The 18,114-nt window shown below is 39.6% G+C and carries 22 protein-coding genes; 11 read left to right on the top strand and 11 right to left on the bottom strand.

Features of this window, described 5'->3' with window-relative positions; genetic code table 11:
- Positions 1-50: 50 nt before the first annotated feature.
- The 5 genes from hemW (at position 51) to CVS86_RS02685 (ending at position 4,124) form a co-directional block, all read left to right on the top strand.
- Complete coding sequence (gene hemW, locus CVS86_RS02710) at positions 51-1,097, top strand: radical SAM family heme chaperone HemW (protein WP_107790886.1); 1,047 nt, start codon at positions 51-53, stop codon at positions 1,095-1,097.
- Between the two features lie 67 nt (positions 1,098-1,164).
- Entirely contained in the window at positions 1,165-1,563 is a 399-nt protein-coding gene (gene tatB / locus CVS86_RS02700; RefSeq protein WP_012140063.1) for a Sec-independent protein translocase protein TatB, read from the top strand.
- Positions 1,563-2,318 carry a twin-arginine translocase subunit TatC gene (tatC, locus tag CVS86_RS02695; protein WP_107790885.1) on the top strand — a complete coding sequence of 252 codons (756 nt, stop codon included), beginning with the start codon at positions 1,563-1,565 and terminating at the stop codon, positions 2,316-2,318. The genes tatB and tatC overlap by 1 nt, the downstream gene beginning before the upstream one ends.
- Positions 2,311-3,333 carry a tRNA preQ1(34) S-adenosylmethionine ribosyltransferase-isomerase QueA gene (gene queA, locus CVS86_RS02690; protein ID WP_107790884.1) on the top strand — a complete coding sequence of 341 codons (1,023 nt, stop codon included), beginning with the start codon at positions 2,311-2,313 and terminating at the stop codon, positions 3,331-3,333. The genes tatC and queA overlap by 8 nt, the downstream gene beginning before the upstream one ends.
- Positions 3,330-4,124: a hypothetical protein gene (locus CVS86_RS02685; RefSeq protein ID WP_107790883.1), complete on the top strand. Its 795-nt coding sequence runs from the start codon at positions 3,330-3,332 to the stop codon at positions 4,122-4,124. The genes queA and CVS86_RS02685 overlap by 4 nt, the downstream gene beginning before the upstream one ends.
- On the opposite strand, the gene ruvX is transcribed toward CVS86_RS02685, so the two are convergent.
- From ruvX to ilvC, 4 genes are read right to left on the bottom strand one after another with little or no spacing between them, the layout of a single operon-like run.
- A complete protein-coding gene (gene ruvX, locus CVS86_RS02680) occupies positions 4,119-4,502 on the bottom strand; it encodes a Holliday junction resolvase RuvX (RefSeq protein WP_004317765.1) in 384 nt (127 codons plus the stop codon). The two genes, CVS86_RS02685 and ruvX, sit on opposite strands and share 6 nt — an antisense overlap.
- Positions 4,499-5,269: a DNA-processing protein DprA gene (gene dprA, locus CVS86_RS02675; protein WP_107790882.1), complete on the bottom strand. Its 771-nt coding sequence runs from the start codon at positions 5,267-5,269 to the stop codon at positions 4,499-4,501. Before dprA ends, ruvX begins: the two co-directional genes overlap by 4 nt.
- Positions 5,266-6,714, bottom strand: coding sequence for a divergent polysaccharide deacetylase family protein (locus tag CVS86_RS02670; protein ID WP_107790881.1), 1,449 nt, complete (start codon positions 6,712-6,714; stop codon positions 5,266-5,268). The genes dprA and CVS86_RS02670 overlap by 4 nt, the downstream gene beginning before the upstream one ends.
- A gap of 3 nt (positions 6,715-6,717) precedes the next feature.
- Entirely contained in the window at positions 6,718-7,740 is a 1,023-nt protein-coding gene (gene ilvC, locus CVS86_RS02665; RefSeq protein WP_107790880.1) for a ketol-acid reductoisomerase, read from the bottom strand.
- 147 nt (positions 7,741-7,887) lie between these two features.
- Here ilvC and CVS86_RS02660 point away from each other — a divergent pair, with 147 nt between their 5' ends.
- The 6 genes from CVS86_RS02660 to rpsR all read left to right on the top strand — a co-directional run bounded on the left by CVS86_RS02660 (position 7,888) and on the right by rpsR (position 12,928).
- A complete protein-coding gene (locus CVS86_RS02660) occupies positions 7,888-8,706 on the top strand; it encodes an HDOD domain-containing protein (RefSeq protein WP_012140069.1) in 819 nt (272 codons plus the stop codon).
- Complete coding sequence (locus CVS86_RS02655; RefSeq protein ID WP_107790879.1) at positions 8,703-10,622, top strand: RNB domain-containing ribonuclease; 1,920 nt, start codon at positions 8,703-8,705, stop codon at positions 10,620-10,622. The genes CVS86_RS02660 and CVS86_RS02655 overlap by 4 nt, the downstream gene beginning before the upstream one ends.
- Complete coding sequence (gene holA / locus CVS86_RS02650) at positions 10,615-11,613, top strand: DNA polymerase III subunit delta (protein WP_004317781.1); 999 nt, start codon at positions 10,615-10,617, stop codon at positions 11,611-11,613. Before CVS86_RS02655 ends, holA begins: the two co-directional genes overlap by 8 nt.
- Positions 11,614-11,690: 77 nt before the next feature.
- The gene (rpsF, locus tag CVS86_RS02645) at positions 11,691-12,110 is read left to right on the top strand and encodes a 30S ribosomal protein S6 (RefSeq protein ID WP_004317779.1); all 420 of its coding nucleotides are present in this window, start codon (positions 11,691-11,693) and stop codon (positions 12,108-12,110) included.
- Between the two features lie 13 nt (positions 12,111-12,123).
- The gene (locus tag CVS86_RS02640) at positions 12,124-12,651 is read left to right on the top strand and encodes a single-stranded DNA-binding protein (RefSeq protein ID WP_103639587.1); all 528 of its coding nucleotides are present in this window, start codon (positions 12,124-12,126) and stop codon (positions 12,649-12,651) included.
- A 16-nt stretch (positions 12,652-12,667) separates the two neighbouring features.
- Positions 12,668-12,928: a 30S ribosomal protein S18 gene (gene rpsR, locus CVS86_RS02635; protein WP_087580958.1), complete on the top strand. Its 261-nt coding sequence runs from the start codon at positions 12,668-12,670 to the stop codon at positions 12,926-12,928.
- 224 nt (positions 12,929-13,152) lie between these two features.
- Here the strand turns inward: rpsR and mrdA are convergent, their stop codons facing one another.
- From mrdA to hisB, 7 genes are read right to left on the bottom strand one after another with little or no spacing between them, the layout of a single operon-like run.
- Positions 13,153-14,976, bottom strand: a complete 1,824-nt coding sequence (gene mrdA / locus CVS86_RS02630) for a penicillin-binding protein 2 (RefSeq protein ID WP_107790878.1) — start codon at positions 14,974-14,976, stop codon at positions 13,153-13,155.
- Complete coding sequence (locus CVS86_RS02625) at positions 14,973-15,464, bottom strand: hypothetical protein (protein ID WP_107790877.1); 492 nt, start codon at positions 15,462-15,464, stop codon at positions 14,973-14,975. Before CVS86_RS02625 ends, mrdA begins: the two co-directional genes overlap by 4 nt.
- A gap of 1 nt (position 15,465) precedes the next feature.
- Positions 15,466-16,077: a ribosome biogenesis GTP-binding protein YihA/YsxC gene (gene yihA, locus CVS86_RS02620; protein WP_004317590.1), complete on the bottom strand. Its 612-nt coding sequence runs from the start codon at positions 16,075-16,077 to the stop codon at positions 15,466-15,468.
- The gene (lptA, locus tag CVS86_RS02615; protein ID WP_103615407.1) at positions 16,074-16,550 is read right to left on the bottom strand and encodes a lipopolysaccharide transport periplasmic protein LptA; all 477 of its coding nucleotides are present in this window, start codon (positions 16,548-16,550) and stop codon (positions 16,074-16,076) included. The genes yihA and lptA overlap by 4 nt, the downstream gene beginning before the upstream one ends.
- A complete protein-coding gene (gene lptC / locus CVS86_RS02610) occupies positions 16,523-17,050 on the bottom strand; it encodes an LPS export ABC transporter periplasmic protein LptC (RefSeq protein ID WP_107790876.1) in 528 nt (175 codons plus the stop codon). The genes lptA and lptC overlap by 28 nt, the downstream gene beginning before the upstream one ends.
- A complete protein-coding gene (locus tag CVS86_RS02605) occupies positions 17,041-17,529 on the bottom strand; it encodes a KdsC family phosphatase (RefSeq protein ID WP_107790875.1) in 489 nt (162 codons plus the stop codon). Before CVS86_RS02605 ends, lptC begins: the two co-directional genes overlap by 10 nt.
- Positions 17,526-18,101: an imidazoleglycerol-phosphate dehydratase HisB gene (gene hisB / locus CVS86_RS02600; RefSeq protein WP_035142991.1), complete on the bottom strand. Its 576-nt coding sequence runs from the start codon at positions 18,099-18,101 to the stop codon at positions 17,526-17,528. Before hisB ends, CVS86_RS02605 begins: the two co-directional genes overlap by 4 nt.
- Positions 18,102-18,114: the final 13 nt, after the last annotated feature.

Here is an 18,114-nt window from a genome sequence, read left to right as displayed (position 1 = left end):
GCTAAATGCCAAATTTCTTATAATCGCCAAAATTTTAAAAAGAGAGAAATTTGCAAGTTTATATCCACGTGCCATTTTGCGAGAGCAAGTGTCCTTACTGCGCCTTTGGCTCAAGCGATGACGAATTTAGCAAGGTTAGCGCCTACTTTAAAGCGCTTTGCCTTGATCTAAATTTCCAGCTAAAAAGCCAAAATGTAAAAGAAATTTCAACCATATTTTTTGGTGGCGGCACACCAAGTGCGGTAAATGCTAAGCTTTATGATGAGATTTTTAGCATTTTAGCTCCACTTTGCACGCCTAAAACTGAGATCACACTTGAAGCAAATCCAAATTCAGCAAATTTAGCCTGGCTAAAGCATATAAAAAAATTAGGCGCAAACCGCATCAGCTTTGGCGCTCAAAGCTTTTTTGAAGATAAGCTTAAATTTCTAGGGCGCATCCACAGCAGGGAGCAAATTTTTAAAGCAGTTGAAAATGCCCATGCAGCTGGCTTTAAGAGCATAAATTTAGATCTCATCTATGACACTAAATTTGATACTAAAAAGCGCATTTTGGCTGAGGCTGAAAATTTAAAAAGCCTTGCTATCACGCATCTAAGCGCCTACTCGCTCACACTTGAAGAAAACACCCCATTTTCTGGCAAAAAAAGCTATAAAAAGGATAGCGAAACTTTGGCTAAATTTATGATAGAGCAGATCCAGAGGGCTGGCTTTAAACAGTATGAAATTTCAAATTTCGGAGAAATTTGCAAGCACAATCTTGGCTACTGGCAGGGCAAAAACTACCTTGGCGTTGGGGCTTTTAGCGTGGGCTTTAAGGATGCCACCAGATACTACGCCAAAAGTAGCATAGACGCCTATATCACGCAGCCAACACATAGAGAAAGAGAAATTTTAAGCCCAAGCGAGCTAGCAAGAGAGCATATATTTTTAGGGCTTAGAAGCGTCGTTGGTGTGGAGGCTGGGCGCTTAAATGAAGCTCAGAAAAAAAGAGCAAATTTACTTGTAGAAAATGAAAAACTGCTCTTTAAAAATGGCAAATTTTACAACCCAAATTTCTTACTAAGCGACGAGATCGCACTCTTTATCGAGGGCTAAATTTATAAAAATTTGAGCAAAGTCAAGATAAAATACAAAGCTTAAATAAAATTTAACAGAGGCAAAAATGTTTGGAATGAGTTTTTCTGAGATCTTGGTCATCGCCGTGATCGCTGTGCTAGTTTTGGGCCCTGACAAGCTGCCAAGCGCTATGGTGCAGATCGCTAAATTTCTAAAGATGTTTAAAAAAGGTATAAACGACGCAAAATCAACTTTTGATCAAGAGATGAAGATAGCCGAGCTCAAAGAAGACGCTCAAAAATACAAAGAGAGCATAACTCAAAGTGCGCAAAGCGTGCGTAAAAAGCTCACATTTGAAGAGCTTGACGAGATCAAAAAAAGCGCAAGCGACGTCACTGAGAGCATACAAAACGTCGTAAGCGACACCAAAAAAACGGTAGAAAATATACAAAATCCAACAAATTTAGTTAAAGATGCGATCTTAAACGATAAAAAAGAGGCGTAATGTTTGAAGAGTTAAGACCCCATTTGATCGAACTTAGAAAGAGGCTTTTTATAAGCATAGTAAGCGTTTTTGTCTGTTTTGGCATCTGTTTTACATTTTGGAATCCACTGCTTGCATGGATGAGCGAGCCGCTAAAGCAGGTCTTGCCAGCTGGCTCAAACATCATCTTTACTCAAATTCAAGAGCCATTTTTCACTGCGATGAAGGTCGCATTTTTTGCTGGCTTAGTGCTTGCTTTGCCTATCATTTTTTGGCAGTTTTGGCTATTTGTCGCACCTGGACTTTATGATAATGAAAAAAAATATGTGATCCCATTTGTGCTCTCTGCTTCATTTATGTTTGCGTGCGGGGCGGCGTTTTGCTACTACGTGGTCATCCCGCTTGGCTTTACATTTTTGGTAAATTTTGGCGGTCAGCTCTTTACGGCACTGCCAAGCATCGGCGAATACGTTGGCTTTTTTACAAAACTACTGATCGGCTTTGGAATTTCATTTGAGCTGCCAGTCATTACATTTTTCTTAGCAAAGATAGGACTTGTCGATGACAAGATGCTAAAAGATTATTTCAGATACGCAGTAGTCGTCATCTTCATCTTTGCAGCCATCGTCACACCGCCAGATGTTATAAGTCAAATTTTAATGGCACTGCCACTCATCGGACTTTATGGAATTTCAATAATAGTCGCCAAAAGAGCCGGCAAAAGCGACGACGATGAACAAGATAGCGACATAAATAGCGACGCAGACGATGAGTGATATAAACGACATCTCAAGTTATGATTATTTTTTACCTAGTGAGCTCATAGCAAAAGAGCCAGTTTTGCCCAAAGAAGAGGCGAGACTGCTTGTTTATCTTAAAAAAACAAAAGAGATAAAACACTATAAATTTAAAGATCTAGCCAGCCTCATCCCAGAGGACGCGGCAGTCATTTTTAACAATACAAAGGTTATAAAAGCTCGCATTTTAGGGCACAAGCAAAGCGGCGGAGCCTGCGAAGTGATGCTAAATCAACCACTTGGCGATAATAAATTTAGCGTCTATATAAGGGGCAAAGTAAGTGTCGGTAGCGTTTTAAATTTCGCTGATGATATAAAGGTAAATATACTGGAGCTAAATGATGATGGCTCAAGGGTGGTAAATTTCACCAAAAATGGCGTTATTTTAGATACGGCGCGACTTTTTAGCGAACTAGAAAAGATCGGTCATGTCCCGCTTCCGCCATACATAAAAAGAGCCGATACAAAGGACGATGAGAGCTGGTATCAAAGCATATTTGCCAAAAATAGCGGCGCAGTTGCGGCTCCGACAGCTAGTCTGCACTTTAGCGAGCAGATGTTAGAGAAAATAAAGGCAAAATACGAGGTCGCCTACATCACGCTTCACGTGGGCGCTGGGACATTTAAGGGCGTGGAGTGTCAAAACATAAATGACCACAAGATGCACTCTGAGTTTTACGAGCTAAGCGAAAAAGCTCAAGAGATCATAAGCTCAAATAAGCCCATCCTTGGCGTTGGCACGACAGTTACTAGGTGCGTTGAAGAATTTGCTAGAAGCAAGCAGCCAAGCGGCTTTTGCAAGCTATTTTTAAATCTAAACAATAAACCTATCAGACAAAACTACCTTTTAACAAATTTTCACCTACCAAAATCAACGCTGATAATGCTAGTTACTAGCTTCATAGGGCTTGAGGAGACGATGAGGATTTACGAAACGGCGGTTAGTGAAAAGTATAGATTTTACTCTTATGGCGATGGGATGCTTGTGATATGAAAAATGTCGATTTTATCGCGCAAATGGAGCTTTTTTTAGAGGCACTTTTTAAGGACGCAACCACTAGAGATAACGCCATCGTCTTTAACTACAATCCAAACTACCCACGCTATCTAAGCTTTGAAGCACACAAGCTAATAGGCGCGATCAAAAATTTAAGCAAATTTTACCTAAATAGCGTTAGCAACTCAAAACTGCTAATCTCCTTTACTCTAGTAAGCTATAGCCTAAGTTTGGTGCATTTTGACATACATATAAGATGTACTTCATGCCCGCAAAAGCCAAATGAGAAGCTAGTAAAAGAAGCTGGCGAGCTACTAAAAGAGCTAAATGCCAAGATGAACAAAGCAGAGGACGGCTTTAATATAAGCATAAGCGTGCCACTACCAAAAAGCGGGACATTTAAAAGGCAAAGCGTCGAGATAGCCAGCCTTATAGGCAAAAATGCGATAATAGCTTGCGATGATGAAAATTTATTTTTAACGCTAAGTCATGAGCTAAGCTTTACTGGGCTGAAGCTTAGCAAACAAAAGAGCTTTGAGAGTTTAAATTTACACATAAAAGATGCTATTTTTAAGCCAGACATCATCTTTGTGCAAAAGGAGTATCTAAGCGACAAAACAAGGCTTGATGAGATGCTAACTTATCAAAAGCTTAAGAATTTCTACATCGTCATCATCAGCAAGGATGAAGCCAAAAGCATCAAAAGCGAGAAGATGACTACGCTTAGACAGCCATTTACTAGCGATAGCTTGCACGAGACTTTGGGGATAGTGGCTAGGAATTTATAAAATTTTTAGGTATCTCTTTAAGATGATGGTGGCTGAGACGCTATCAAGCCTGCCATCTCGCTTTGTGTTTGTGTAAATTTCACTTGCCTCGCTGCTGCTAAAGGCCTCGTCTTGATAGACGATATTAGCCTGCACGTCAAGAAGCGAGACAAAGTGCTCTATGCGCCTTCTCATCTCATCCTCGCTACTACCACCGATTGGCACGCCCACCACTAGCGTGTTTGGAGCGTATTCATTTACTTTTTGGCTCACATCTCTTGCGGCTTGGTTTCTGTTTTTTCTGAGAACTGGCTCAAGGGGCGTCACGACCTCGCCAAAGCCAAAAGCAAGCCCTATGCGCTTTAGTCCAACATCGATCGCCATAAATTTCTCTCTCATAGCGCGCTTTTTACTCTTAAATTTGATATCTCAACTAGCCCGTCAAGCTCGTACTCATAGATGATCTCGCCAAATTTAGCCAATGCTTCATCAAGGCTAACTCCGTTTTTGCAAAATTTCAAGATATCATCGCTTGTTTTTTCTTGCTCTTTTACCTCACCAAAAAGTGAGGCAAATTTAACGTAATCATCGATAAGCTCGGCCTTTTTGCTGGCTAGCAAGGCATTTGTCCCATTGCTCTCATTTATGCGCTGCGGCAGGACAAAGAGAGGGATTTTAAGCTCATTTGCAAGCCTTGCACTTTGCATCGAGCCGCTTCTTAGATCAGCCTGAGCGACAACCAGGGCTTGTGCAAGCCCCACAACTATGCGGTTTCGCTCTAAAAACCTATAAGCGATCGGCGGCTCACCCTCGTCATACTCGCTTATAGCCAAGCCTTTTTCATAAATTTCTTTTATCGACGCCCTATTTTGAGCTGGATAGATGATGTCAAGTCCATTTGCAAAAACACCGATAGTTCGTGGCATGGCGGCTTTATGAGCTGTGATATCCACACCGATAGCCCCACCACTCACCACGCAGACATTTGCACTTTTTAGCGCTGCGCAAAGTGCTGTGACACACTCTTTTGTATAGACACTTGCCTTTCTTGAACCAACGACTGCTACTTTTGGCATGCTAAGAAGCGAAGTGTCGCCTATGAAATTTAGCTCTTTTGGGGGATTTTTTAGCCTATTTAGCACCTCTGGGATGATTTCAAGCTTCATAAAATATCTTTTAGATAAACAACTTCTACATCTTTTAAGATGTTGTTTTTGCTAGCTTTTATCACTGCGATCGTATTTTTCTTTGGATGTCCGATGGCGATCGCATAGCCTCTTTTTTTGGCTAAATTTACAGCAGCTACAAGCTCACGCCTAACCGCACTAGCCGATGGATCATCATCTAAAAATATATCTCTTGAAATGTAAGGCTGATTATACTTTTTCGCAGCCCTTGCCACCGCAGTTTGAGCGATAGTTTTGCTATCAACGAAGATAAAACCCTGCTCTATCAGCGCTCTATAAGCCTTGTCCATCGCGTCATAATCACTCGTGAAACGCGATCCTGTGTGATTGTTTGTATATTTTGCACGCGGGAAGTCTTTGCGTATCTTTTTTATCTTTTCATGCATACTCTCAAAGCTCTCGTTGATCGTGAGAGTGCCTATCTCTGGACTATCAAAGTGCTTTGCCTGCATCGGCAGATGTATCATATAAAACTCAAACGTTCTAGCGATATTTGGCGTATCTGGATGAGTTTTTGTCGCTGGAAAAATGGACGGCGTTATCTTTAGACCAAGCGACTTTATCATGCCTGCGTGCTCAAATGTCGCCACATCATCTATTATTAGCACTAGCTTAGCACGCCCTTTTACGCTGCTATTTGGAGTAAATGGCACAACCGCAAAGTCATCTTTTTTAGCACTCTCTTTTTGCGGTTTTTCACTGTAAATTTGCTTCTTATCTTTTTTGCCAGGCTCGACCTCGCTTTTTTTAGCAGGTTCTGGTTTTAAAATTTCACTATGCTTTAAATTTTCTTTTATGCTTAAATTTGCTTCAGCGCTTTTGTTTTGCTCTGTTTTTGTATCTGCTTTTACTTCATTTTTGCCTGCGTAAAATGGCTCGATTACTTGCTCGACCTTTAATTCTGGCTTTTCTTCATTCTTTGCTTCAGAGCTTGTATCTACACTACTTTGCATATTTTTATATAAATTTGCAAGCAAATTTTTAGTATCGTTTTGCTCTTTTTTTGGCTCTTCTTTTTTAGCTTCTACTTTTACTTCAGGTTTTATCTCAGGAGTTATCTTTTTTTGCTCTTTTGGCTCAGTTTTTGGCTTTAGAGCAAGTTCGCTTTTGTGTTTAGGATCGGTAAAAATTTTACTTAAATTTTCATCTTCATCAAATTTTAGAGGGTATTTTCTCTTCTCATACTCTTGTTTTTTATCTTTGCTAGCAACTTTTTGCTCAGCTTTTTTTAAAATTTGCTTCTCGATCTTTGGCTCATTTACTTTACTTATCTGCTCAACATCTTTGTTTTTGATACTAAGAGCTGCGATGAGTGCTACTATCAAAATAGCAGCGATAACACCGATACCAAGGAAAATTTTATTATGAGAGCGACCTGCACTCTTTTTCGCAGGACGCTTCTTTGTAGTCTTTTTTTCGCTCAAGGCTTAGTTTTTGCTTTGATCTATAAGTTTGCCATTAGTTATCCAAGGCATCATTGCACGAAGTTTTTTGCCAGTTTTATTTAGCAAGCTTCTCTCGGCTATACCGCGCTCAGCATTCATTCTAACATATCCTGCTTTTCTCTCTAGGATGAAGTCTTTTGCAAATTTACCATTTTGAATTTCTCTTAAAACTTCTTTCATAGCTTTTCTGCTCTCTTCGCCAACTACTCTTACGCCGCTTACGTAGTCGCCGTATTCAGCTGTGTTTGAGATAGAGTAGCGCATATCAGCCATGCCACCTTGATACATTAGATCAACGATCAGTTTTAGCTCGTGCAAGCACTCAAAATACGCCATCTCAGGCTCATACCCAGCCTCTACAAGTGTATCAAAGCCAGCATTTACAAGTGCGCAAAGACCACCGCAAAGCACGGCTTGCTCGCCAAATAAATCTGTTTCAGTTTCATCTTTAAATGTTGTTTCGATGATGCCAGTTCTACCGCCACCTATGCCGCAAGCATAGCTTAGAGCGATCTCTTTAGCCTTTCCACTTGCATTTTGCTCAACAGCGATAAGATCAGGTATGCCACCACCTCTTACAAATTCACTTCTAACTGTGTGTCCTGGAGCTTTTGGAGCGATCATGATGACGTCTATGTTTGCTGGAGCTTTGATCTGTCCAAAATGAACGTTAAAACCATGTCCAAATGCGATAGCAGCGTGATCTTTTAAATTTGGCTCGATCTCATTTTTATAAATTTCAGCTTGAAGCTCATCTGGTGTTAGGATCATAACTACATCAGCGCCTTTTGTAGCTTCACTTACAGTTTTTACTTCAAAGCCTTTAGCCTCAGCTTTTGCCCAGCTTTTACCGCCTTTTGCAAGACCGATTACGACACTTACACCATTATCTCTTAAATTTTCAGCGTGTGCGTGACCTTGTGAGCCAAAGCCGATAATTGCTACTTTTCTACCCTGAATAAGGCTTAAATCACAGTCTTTATCATAATAAACATTTATAGCCATTGTTTCTCCTATTGTTAAAATTTGGCGAAATTATACATTTCAGCAACAAAAACGTTGCTGAAAAAGAGCAAAAAAGTATCTTTAAGTTTTATGCTGCAGCTTTTTGCTATAATGTGACAAAATTTTTAACCAAAAGAGTCACTTTACATGAATGAATCAATTTTTAAAAAAATCAAAGCGCTTCCGCCACTAGACGACACTGTCATACAGATCCAGCGCCTACATGCTGACGAAAATAGCTCGATAAATGACCTCACAAAAGTGGTCGAGAAAGACCCTATGCTAACAGCAAATATCTTGCGTTCAGCAAACTCACCACTTTACGGTTTTTCTCAAGAGATCACAACTATCGCAAGAGCCATTTCACTTTTTGGTATGGCTACTATCCGCGGTTTTGCGCTATCAAGTGCTATTAAAAAGACCTTTTCTATAAATTTAGAGCCGTATGACATTACCGCACAAGATTTTTTAAATATCTCAATCATGCAAAATGCTTTGATGTATCACTGGTACTCTAAGATAAAACCTAAAAATCTAGAAATTCTCTCTCCTGCTTCATTTATGCTTGAAGTTGGCAAGATAGTTTTAGCACATGAGCTCACAGAAAATAATCAAGTCGCTGAGTTTAAAACAAAGTTAAAACAAATTTCATCTACCTATGATCTTGCGCTTTTAGAGTCTGAAATTTTAGACATCACAAACGAAGAGGTCACAGCTAAAATTTTTGAGCAGTGGAATTTAGAGATCGAGCTTGGAAATTCTATCCTCTACTCAAACACTCCTGAAGAGGCACCTGATCATATAAAAGAGTACGCAAGAGCGTTAAAAGTAGTAAAAACAGCGGTTAATATCTTTAACCAGCTTGATGATGTGAGCGTAAATAACGCAACACTTCTTATAAACGAATATGGCTTTGAGAGAGATACATTTTTAATGGCTGTTAGCAAAGTCAAAGACAATTTGTGAAAGAATTTTTAACATCACTACTCGTTGGCATCAAAGAAAAAGAGATATCAAACGAAGATAAAGAGGTCTTACGTAATCTCCTAAACCTTGGTGCCGTAAGCTCTCATAAAGATAAATTTTACCTAAACAACGGCTATGTCTGCGGCAAGCTAGACATCAGCCAAAATGCAACTGGCTTTATCATGCCATTTGACAAGCGCTTCAAGCAAGATATCATCGTCGAAAATAAAAATTTAAACAACTCTCACCTTGGCGATATCGTGCTAGCAAAGCTTTTGCCACTTAAGAAAAAACGCCAAAGTGCTAAAATAGTGATGAGCCTAAAGCTTGCAAATGAGACAAGCGTAGTCTATACAAAACGCTTTGGGGCAGCCATTTTAGGGGTAAATTTAAAAACTGGGCTAAGCACAACCCTAAAAGCAACTCAAAAAAGTCTAAAGATGCTCCCGCTTGGGACGCTACTAAAGATAAATAACCTAAACAACGAAATAGTCGAGGTTTTGGGAAATTTAGAAGATCCGCTAAGCGATGAGAAAATTTCGCTTGCTATTTATAATAAAAATGATAAATTTAGCGAGGCTTGTGAGCTTGAAGCAAAAGCATTTGGCGACGAAGTCGATGCTAGCATGTATCCAAGCAGGGTTGATCTAAGAAATTTAGAGTTTTGCACGATCGATCCAGTCGATGCCAAAGACTTTGACGATGCCATATATTTTGATGAGAAAAAGCGCGAAATTTACGTTGCAATTGCCGATGTAAGCGAGTATGTGACCGCGTATAGTGCCATTGATAGCGAGGCTAAAAAAAGAGGCTTTTCTATCTACTTTCCGCACATCTCAGTGCCGATGTTGCCGCGCGCGCTTAGTGAAAATATCTGCTCGCTAAAGCCAAATGTGCCGCGCCTTGCATTTTGTTTTAAAATTTCACTTGATGCAAACAACGAAGTAAAAAAAGAGGAGCTTTTTGAAGCAATCATCCTTTCAAAAAGGAGATTTAACTACGATGAGATCGATGAAATTTTAGAAGGCAAAAGAGAGTGTGAAATTTCATGGATCAAGCCACTTTTTAAACTCACCACAAAGCTTCGCAAAAAAAGGCTTTTGCACGCGTTTGACTTCAGGACAAAAGAGCTTAGAATGAGCCTTGATGAAGAGGGTCAAATTTCGCAAACTAGGTTTGAAAGCGACTCCGACTCGCACAGACTTGTTGAGGACTGCATGCTTTTAGCAAACAAAGCCGCTGCAAAACTCATCACAAAAGGCGTTTTTAGAAACCACGCATCGCCTGATTTTAAAAAGATAGATGCCTTGCTTGAGGACTTGCAGCTTTTGGGACTTGACTTTACCTACGAGAGCGACCTTGCAAATTTGATAAGAAAGATCCAAGCAAAGGCTGATGAGCTGGGTAACCGCGAAGAGATAGACAAGCTCATAATCAAGTCTCAAAAAAAGGCTGAGTACTCAAGTGAAAATTTAGGCCACTTTGGGCTTGGATTTGATAGATACACTCACTTTACAAGCCCTATTAGACGCTATTCTGATCTTATTTTACACAGACTTTTAAAGGCTAAAATTTCAAAAGATGAGAAGCTTTACAACTTCTTACTTTTAAACATCCAAAGTACATGTGCAACATTAAGCGAGCTTGAAAGAGAGGCCGACAAGGTAGCCTACGACTTTATGGATAGGAAATTTGCGCGCTGGGCAGCCGCAAATATCGGCAAAGAGGTGCGCTGCCACGTGAGCGAAAACCAAAATGTCTTGGTTACTAAGCTCGATGATTATTTCGTTGGAGCTAGGATTTTCATCACTGGATACAGCGCAAATTTACTTCAAAAGCTTGTCGTAAAGATCACAGAAGCCGACATCGCAAGCGCTAAAATTTTTGCAAAAGTAGTAAGAAAGATCGATGTATAGAAAAGATTTGGAGCTAAATTTAGCAAATGCAAATTTAAGCAACTACTTCTTGCTTTTTGGCGCAGATGAGTTTCAGATCGAGCTTTTTGGCAAGGAAATTTTGAGCTTTTACTCAAGCGAAGATGCAAATTTATTAAGCCTTTATTTTGACGAGTACAACTACGCTCAGGCAAGCTCTCACCTAAGCGAGCAGTCGCTTTTTGGCGGCAAAAATATCCTCTATGTAAAAAGTGACAAAAAGATCCCAGCAAAAGAGCTAAAAGAGCTCATCTCGCTTTGCTCAAAAAGCCATGACAACTACTTTTTGTTTGAGCTTTATGAGGCTGATATGAAGCTAGTTTTTGATACGCAAAAGGCATTTGGGACAAATTTTGCTAGATTTTTTAAGCCCTCAAACCCAGATGAAGCGATAAATTTACTAGCCAAAAGCTCGGCTAAGATAGGCCTAAACATAACCAAAAACGCACTTTATGAGCTTTATTTTACTCATAATGAAAATTTATACCTTGCAGCAAGCGAGCTAACAAAACTAAAGAGCCTAAACACCCACATCGAACAAGATGATGTAAAAAGGCTGGTTTTTGGACTTGGTGGGATAAATTTTGATGATTTTTTCAATAAATTTATGGCTCTAAAAGATATAAAAAACGACTTTTTTACCTACTTAGAAGATCCAAATTTTAATGAAATTTTACTTCTAAACTCACTTTACAAAGCATTTTTTAGGCTATTTAAAATTTACTCTTACATCAAGATAAATGGCCGCTTAAATTTAGACGAAGCGATAGGCTATCAGCCACCTGTAAATGTAGCAAATTTACTAAAAGCAAATAGCTTAAAGCTAAGTTTAAATGCCTATTTAGAGATATTTAAAACGCTAAATTTAGCCGAGCTAGAGCTAAAAACAAATACGAAAATGGATAAAGAAATTTTCGTTTTATCAACCATTTTAAACCTCCAGCACCTCATATCAACAGCAAATATTAAGTAAATTTAAGCTAAAATCCACCCTTGCTTAATGCAAAATCCTTGCTCACAAAGTGAGCTAAATATCCATAAGGAGAAAAAATGAAACATTACGAGCTTTTATTTATTCTTAAGCCGACATTGACGGAAGAGGAAGTTAAAGCTAAGGTTGATTTCGTAAAAGAAGTCATAACAAAAAACGGCGGCGAGATCGCTACTGTCGTTGAGATGGGCACTAGAAAACTAGCTTATACCATCAAAAAATATGAGCGTGGAACATACTTTGTTATCTACTATAAAGCTCCACCAGCACTTCTTGCAGAGCTTACAAGAAACGTAAGAATCACAGAAGATATCATAAGATTTTTAAGCGTTAAATATGAAAACAAACGCGAAATCGCAGCTTGGGAAAGACTTTGCAAAGGTATCAAGCAAACTATAAAAAAAGAACCTCGCGAGCCAAGAGCACCGCGCGAACCAAGAGCTGAAAAAGTAGACGAGCAAACATTTACAGAAGAATAATCAAGGATAAAAAATGTTCAATAAAGTAGTATTAGTTGGAAATTTAACCAGAGATATAGAGCTTAGATATACTACTAGCGGCGTTGCCATAGGAAATTCTAGTATAGCTGTGACACGCAAAATCACCTCAAATGGGGAAAGAAGAGATGAGACTTGCTTTATTGATATATCATTTTTTGGCAAGAGTGCAGAGATAGCAAACCAATATCTTAACAAGGGATCAAAGCTGCTTATCGAAGGAAGGCTTAAATTTGATCAGTGGACCGACAATAACGGACAAAATCGCTCAAAACACTCTATCGCCGTTGAGAGTATGGAGATGCTTGGCTCAAATAACCAAACGCAACAAGGCGGATACTCTATGAATAGCCAAAATAGCGGTGGCTACGGACAGCAAGGCGGATATCAAAATAACCAATATAACCGCCAACAAGAAGCTAGACCACAAGCCACGCCGCAAAGAAAGCAAGAGAGTTATTCAGAAGTTCCTGATATAGACGTTGATGCTGATAGCTTCAACAATGAAGAAATACCGTTTTAATTTTAAAGGATAAAAAATGGCAGAAAAAAGAAAATATTCACGCAAGTATTGCAAATTTACAGAAGCAAAGATTGATTTTATAGACTACAAAGATACTTCACTTTTGAAGTATTGTTTGTCAGAAAGATTTAAAATCATGCCAAGACGCCTAACTGGCACATCAAAAAGATACCAAGAGATGGTAGAAAAAGCGATCAAGAGAGCTCGCCACGCAGCTATCATACCTTACATAGTTGATCGCAAAGACGTAGTTACAAACCCTTTTGAAGGTCTATAATCCATAAATTTTAGCCCTGTTTTGGGCTAAAATTCTAAAACTATTTTTAATCACTTTATTACAAATTTAAATATTCATTTTAGTTAATATCAAAATTAAGAATACATGTCACCCATAAGGCAGCTAATCATTAATTATATTTTTTTATCTTTCAAGAACTATTTCACGTTTCGCGAGCAAACAAATATACACAGACATATTTAGTATTTTTTTAGAGATAGAATTTATTGTTTCTTCTCTTTCTCATCCTGAACTTTATCTAGTTTTATATATCCCATTTCAACTAGCTTGTTATAAATTTGAGAGATTTTTGGTCCAGCAGCGCTACCACCGTGACCGCCGTGCTCGACAACCATCGTGATGACGAATTGTGGATCCTCAAAAGGCGCATAGGTCGTCATCCACGCGTGAGATCTTTGCAGATATGCCATATCTTCTTCTTTCATACGCTTCTTTTCAGTTTGTGAGATGCCAACGACCTGAGCCGTTCCAGTCTTTGCCGCAACCTTTACAAGACTTCCCACAAAGTGCCTATTTGCCGTGCCTCTTGGGTGATTTGCCACCTCATACATCGCATGCCTAATGGCAGGTAGCTGTGACTTCTCAAACGGCGTAAAAGCATCATCTGTTGGCGTAAAATCAACATCCTTACCATCGATGCTCTTTAAAAAATGTGGCGTCACATTTAGCCCAGTTGCAAGGCCTGCTGTGTATTTAGCCACCTGCATAGGCGTGACTAGAAAATTTCCCTGTCCGATAGAGGTGATGAGCGTCTCGCCTTGAAACCACGCCTTGCCATACTTCCTCATCTTCCACTCCCTACTTGGCAAGGTCCCCACAAATTCATTTGGCAAATCAACCTCCGTTTTTCTACCAAAGCCCATGCGCTCAAGTATTGGCACAATGGCGTCTATGCCTATCTTTTGACTACCCTTGTAAAAATAGTCATCGCAGCTCTCTCTAATGGCCGTGTTCATATTAACTGTGCCATGACCATGTGAGTTCCAGCAGCGAAATTTACGCCCTCCAAGCTCATACGAGCCACTGCAAAAAAAGCTATCATATTTGCTCATGCCATTGTCTAAAAAGGCAAGAGCCATACCCATTTTTACGACAGATCCTGGCGGATAGAGGCCGTTTATCAGCTTATTTGTAAATGGGTGATCGACGTTTTTTACAAGTTCTTCCCACTCAGCCTGAGAAATTCCAAGCACAAAAGGATTTAAATCATACTCAGGAAAGCTTCCTGCTGCGATGATGGCGCCATCTTTTAAGCTCATAACTATGACGCTTCCTGCATCCTTACCAAAGACGTCAGCGACGAACTGCTGCAGCTCAAGATCGACGGCGAGCTTTATATTTTGGCTTTGTGGCGCTTGATAGCTCACCTGCTCGATCTCCTCATTTAGCGCATTTACCTTGATCTTTTTAAAACCCTGAATTCCTTGTAAGATCGGGTTGTAAAAGCGCTCTACGCCGCTTCTACCGATATAGTTTGTAAGCTTTGTCAAAGGATCGTTTTCCATATCTTTTTGATTTGCCCTGCCGACATAGCCGATGATGTGAGAAGCCAGGTCATTGTATGGATAGTGGCGCTTTGATGCGGGTCTTATCTCTAAATTTTCACGCAGAGAAAGGGGTGCAAAAAATGGCAGAAATTTATCATAATCAACAAATTCGACCACATTTATGAAGTCTTGGTTGTAGGCTGAGTCGTTTTTGATATATTCATTTTTAAGCTTAGTGACATTTAGATCGCCAAATAGCGAGCCGATGTAGGCTAACTCATCGTCTAAAATTTTTACCTTTTTATTTGCGCTAAGGTGCGGCCTTATATAGATAGAAAAGCCGAGGCGATTGACCGCCATAGGCTTGTCGTGCGCATCAAAGATGATGCCTCTAACTGGCGGGATGTAGATAGTTTTTATCGCATTTTGCTCAGCGATCTCGTTGTAGTAGGTGTTTGAATTGACACTTAGGTGATAAATCCGCCCCAAAAGCATGATCCAAAAAAGAGCGATCACGCCAAAAACGATACGCATCCTCATAGCACTTTGTCCCTAAAAAGCACGATAGCAAACACACTTTCAAGCGCTATAAAAAAGAGATACTCCGCGCTAAAAGTCAAATTTGGCTCGTTTAAGACGTAGGCAAAAAGGTTATTTACAAGAAAAGTTAGCACATAGCCAGAGGCGACAAAGATGATGAGCAGGCAGTTTCGCCACTTCATCGTCGTATAGAGCCAATCTAGCACGAAGTTGTAAAATAGCAAAAACGCAATGATCGTTGAGAAGAGATAAAAGCCATGAATTTGCTCAGCAAAGACCAAGAAAACGAGCGAAAAATACCATGAGGGCTTAAACTCATCATACTGCTTTTGCTTTCTTGAATACTCTAAAATCATATATGTAAAAAAGATGCCAATAAGTGGCGGCAAGAAGCCAAACTGCGTAGTTGCGATCTCATAAGAGAGCAAAAAAATGACCCACCAAAAGCCTTTGAAAATTTTAATATCTAAGCTGCTTATGGTTTGCATTTTACCTACCAAGAGCGTGGTTTATGATAGCTTCCCGTGCCTTGTCGATGCCGCTTTTGCTGAGTGTCGAGACCAAAATGCCACTTGGGTCAAATTTCATTATCGCACTCTTTTGGCTTTGATTTAGCTTGTCGCTTTTTGTGTATAAATTTAAGATTTTCTGATCAGCTCTTAAAAAGCTTTTTAGGTAAGAATCCACGTTTACGTCGATGTCTAGGTCAAAGTGTCTAGCGTCGATTAGATGTATAAAAAGTCTGATGTCGCTTCTAAATTTCAAAAACTCATCTAAATTTTTGCGCCACTCGTCGTGTTTTGACTTTGCCACTTTTGCATAGCCAAAGCCAGGTAGATCGACCAAGATGAGCTTAAATTTCTCTTTTTCACTCTCTTCCTTTTCCTCACAAAACTCAGCCTCAAAGAAATTTATAAGCTGCGTTTTGCCAGGAGTTGATGAGCTTTTGGCTAAATTTTTTTGATTTACAAGTGCGTTTATGAGGCTACTTTTACCTACATTTGACCTGCCTAAAAAGACCACCTCGCTTGTCACAAAGCTTGGAGCCTCTTTTATGCTTGGGCTTGATGTGATAAATTTAGCGCTCAAAGCTCTTATCACTTGGTTTTATCCTCGATCTGAAAGATAAATTTAACCGGCTTTTTCTCATCGCTATTTACGCTATATGTGCCATCTTTTTGATTGACCACGATCTTATCGCCATAGACATTTTTATCAGTCTCTACCTCGTGCAAGTAGCCGTTGCCAGTTACTGTGTATGTCTGCTTTGCAGGCTCGTATGTAAGCGTATCGCCCTTGCCTTCATAGTGCTTATCTTTCATGAAAATTTTAGCTCTAGCGTTGCCTGTGGCTACATATTTTACTGGCTGGCGCTTTTTATCAAAATGCACAACGACTTTGTTTGCCTTTAGCTCGTCGTATGAGCCTTTTTTGATATTTACATTGCCCACAAATTCACTGATTTGCTTATTTTCATCTGCAAAAAAATCATTTGAAGTGATCTCAACTTGCTCTGCATTTAAAAATGTAAAGCCCAAAATCATCGCTAAAATCGCTGCTTTTCTTCTACCCATGCCCTTAACCCTTTTATCTGCGTTTGTTTTTTACCAAGATCGTAGCTTCCACTATCGCCTAGTGCTTTGTCGCCATTTCTAGTGATGGTGAAATTTGCCTCTGATCTTACTATTTTTGTCTTTGTGTTATATATAACTTCATCGCTTTTAAATTTCAAACTATCATTGTTTTCATAGTTTGCATTTTTTTGAAAGATTATCTCATCATTTTGCGAGATAGCCTTGTCTGAGCTTAGAAAGTGCTTCAAATTTCCTCTTAAAATTTTTGCCTTAAAGTCTAAGAATTCATCCCTGTCGCTATATCTGTTTAGCTCGTCGCTCTCATAAACTCCGCTTATCTTGGTCGAGTTTATCTCATAATCAACCACGTCATTTACCTGCATATTTGATATCTTGGTATCTACTTTTAGAACGTTTGCTAGGTATGGGTCTTGAGCCGCTAAAAATATCATCACAGCACTAAAAATAGCCACGACGAAGTAGAAAATTTTTACAACCAACGCTTAGACCACTCGTCATATAAATTTTCTGATTTTATGATCATCTCGATCATCTCTCTAACAGCGCCATTGCCACCTTTGTGCTTTAGCTTTGTCTTTACACCAAGCTCTTTAATGGCATCTTTTGGCTTAAAGCTCCATGCAACTGCGTCTAAAATTTTATAGTCGTTGTAGTCATCGCCGATAGCCGCTGCGTTTTTAAAGCTAAGCCCTTCAAATTTTAATATCTCGCTTGCTACTTCAAATTTATCGCCAACGCCTTGATAGACGTGGTTTATCTTTAGATCCTCAGCCCTTCGCTCAACGATAGCCGACTTTCTGCCAGTGATGATAGCCACTTTCTTGCCAAGTTTTAGCCAGCTCTCTATCGCGTAGCCATCTTTTACATCAAAAAATTTAAGCTCTTCGCCGTTTGCATTGTAGATAATTTTGCCATCAGTGAGGCACCCATCAACATCTAAAAATATAATTTCTATCATAAAACGCCCTTAGTGCTTGGAGTGCCGATCCTTGCGTTTTTGGCAAGTGCTCTGCGGAGTGCTACGGCAAATGATTTAAACGTTGCTTCAATGATGTGGTGAGTGTTTTTGCCACGAATTTGATTTAGATGAAGGGTGATGGCTGAATTTATAGCAACTGCTCTAAAAAACTCCTCCACAAGCTCAGTGTCAAACTCGCCAACCTTAGCATTTTCATTAAAATTTTCATATACAAGGTAAGCTCTGTTACTAAGATCTAGTGCGCAAAAAACAGCCGCCTCGTCCATAACAACGCTCGCCTCGCCAAACCTCTCAACACCACTTAATGGATATAAAGCCTCTTTTAAAAGCTGCCCCAAAACTATGCCAACATCCTCGACGCTGTGATGAAAATCCACATGCGTGTCGCCCTTACATGAAATTTCAAGATCAAGCAAAGAGTGCTTGGTAAAAGCTTCAAGCATATGGTCAAAAAAGCCAATGCCTGTGCTTATCTTTGCAACCCCAGAGCCGTAAATTTTGAGCTTCATCGAAATTTGCGTCTCTTTTGTGTTTCTAGTTAGTTCTAAAATTTCCTCTCTCACG

The sequence above is a fragment of the Campylobacter concisus genome, assembly GCF_003048605.1.
Lineage (GTDB): Bacteria > Campylobacterota > Campylobacteria > Campylobacterales > Campylobacteraceae > Campylobacter_A > Campylobacter_A concisus_BM.
The sequence above is the reverse complement of the archived record's forward strand: the minus strand, read 5'-3'. Positions and strand labels throughout refer to the sequence as shown.

Excerpts from the sequence above, each read along its gene's own strand:
- tatB (WP_012140063.1), top strand. The coding sequence starts at position 1,165 with ATGTTTGGAATGAGTTTTTCTGAGATCTTGGTCATCGCCGTGATCGCT.
- tatC (WP_107790885.1), top strand. The coding sequence starts at position 1,563 with ATGTTTGAAGAGTTAAGACCCCATTTGATCGAACTTAGAAAGAGGCTT.
- queA (WP_107790884.1), top strand. The coding sequence starts at position 2,311 with ATGAGTGATATAAACGACATCTCAAGTTATGATTATTTTTTACCTAGT.
- CVS86_RS02685 (WP_107790883.1), top strand. The coding sequence starts at position 3,330 with ATGAAAAATGTCGATTTTATCGCGCAAATGGAGCTTTTTTTAGAGGCA.
- ruvX (WP_004317765.1), bottom strand. The coding sequence starts at position 4,502 with ATGAGAGAGAAATTTATGGCGATCGATGTTGGACTAAAGCGCATAGGG.
- dprA (WP_107790882.1), bottom strand. The coding sequence starts at position 5,269 with ATGAAGCTTGAAATCATCCCAGAGGTGCTAAATAGGCTAAAAAATCCC.
- ilvC (WP_107790880.1), bottom strand. The coding sequence starts at position 7,740 with ATGGCTATAAATGTTTATTATGATAAAGACTGTGATTTAAGCCTTATT.
- CVS86_RS02660 (WP_012140069.1), top strand. The coding sequence starts at position 7,888 with ATGAATGAATCAATTTTTAAAAAAATCAAAGCGCTTCCGCCACTAGAC.
- holA (WP_004317781.1), top strand. The coding sequence starts at position 10,615 with ATGTATAGAAAAGATTTGGAGCTAAATTTAGCAAATGCAAATTTAAGC.
- rpsF (WP_004317779.1), top strand. The coding sequence starts at position 11,691 with ATGAAACATTACGAGCTTTTATTTATTCTTAAGCCGACATTGACGGAA.
- CVS86_RS02640 (WP_103639587.1), top strand. The coding sequence starts at position 12,124 with ATGTTCAATAAAGTAGTATTAGTTGGAAATTTAACCAGAGATATAGAG.
- rpsR (WP_087580958.1), top strand. The coding sequence starts at position 12,668 with ATGGCAGAAAAAAGAAAATATTCACGCAAGTATTGCAAATTTACAGAA.
- mrdA (WP_107790878.1), bottom strand. The coding sequence starts at position 14,976 with ATGAGGATGCGTATCGTTTTTGGCGTGATCGCTCTTTTTTGGATCATG.
- CVS86_RS02625 (WP_107790877.1), bottom strand. The coding sequence starts at position 15,464 with ATGCAAACCATAAGCAGCTTAGATATTAAAATTTTCAAAGGCTTTTGG.
- lptA (WP_103615407.1), bottom strand. The coding sequence starts at position 16,550 with ATGGGTAGAAGAAAAGCAGCGATTTTAGCGATGATTTTGGGCTTTACA.
- CVS86_RS02605 (WP_107790875.1), bottom strand. The coding sequence starts at position 17,529 with ATGATAGAAATTATATTTTTAGATGTTGATGGGTGCCTCACTGATGGC.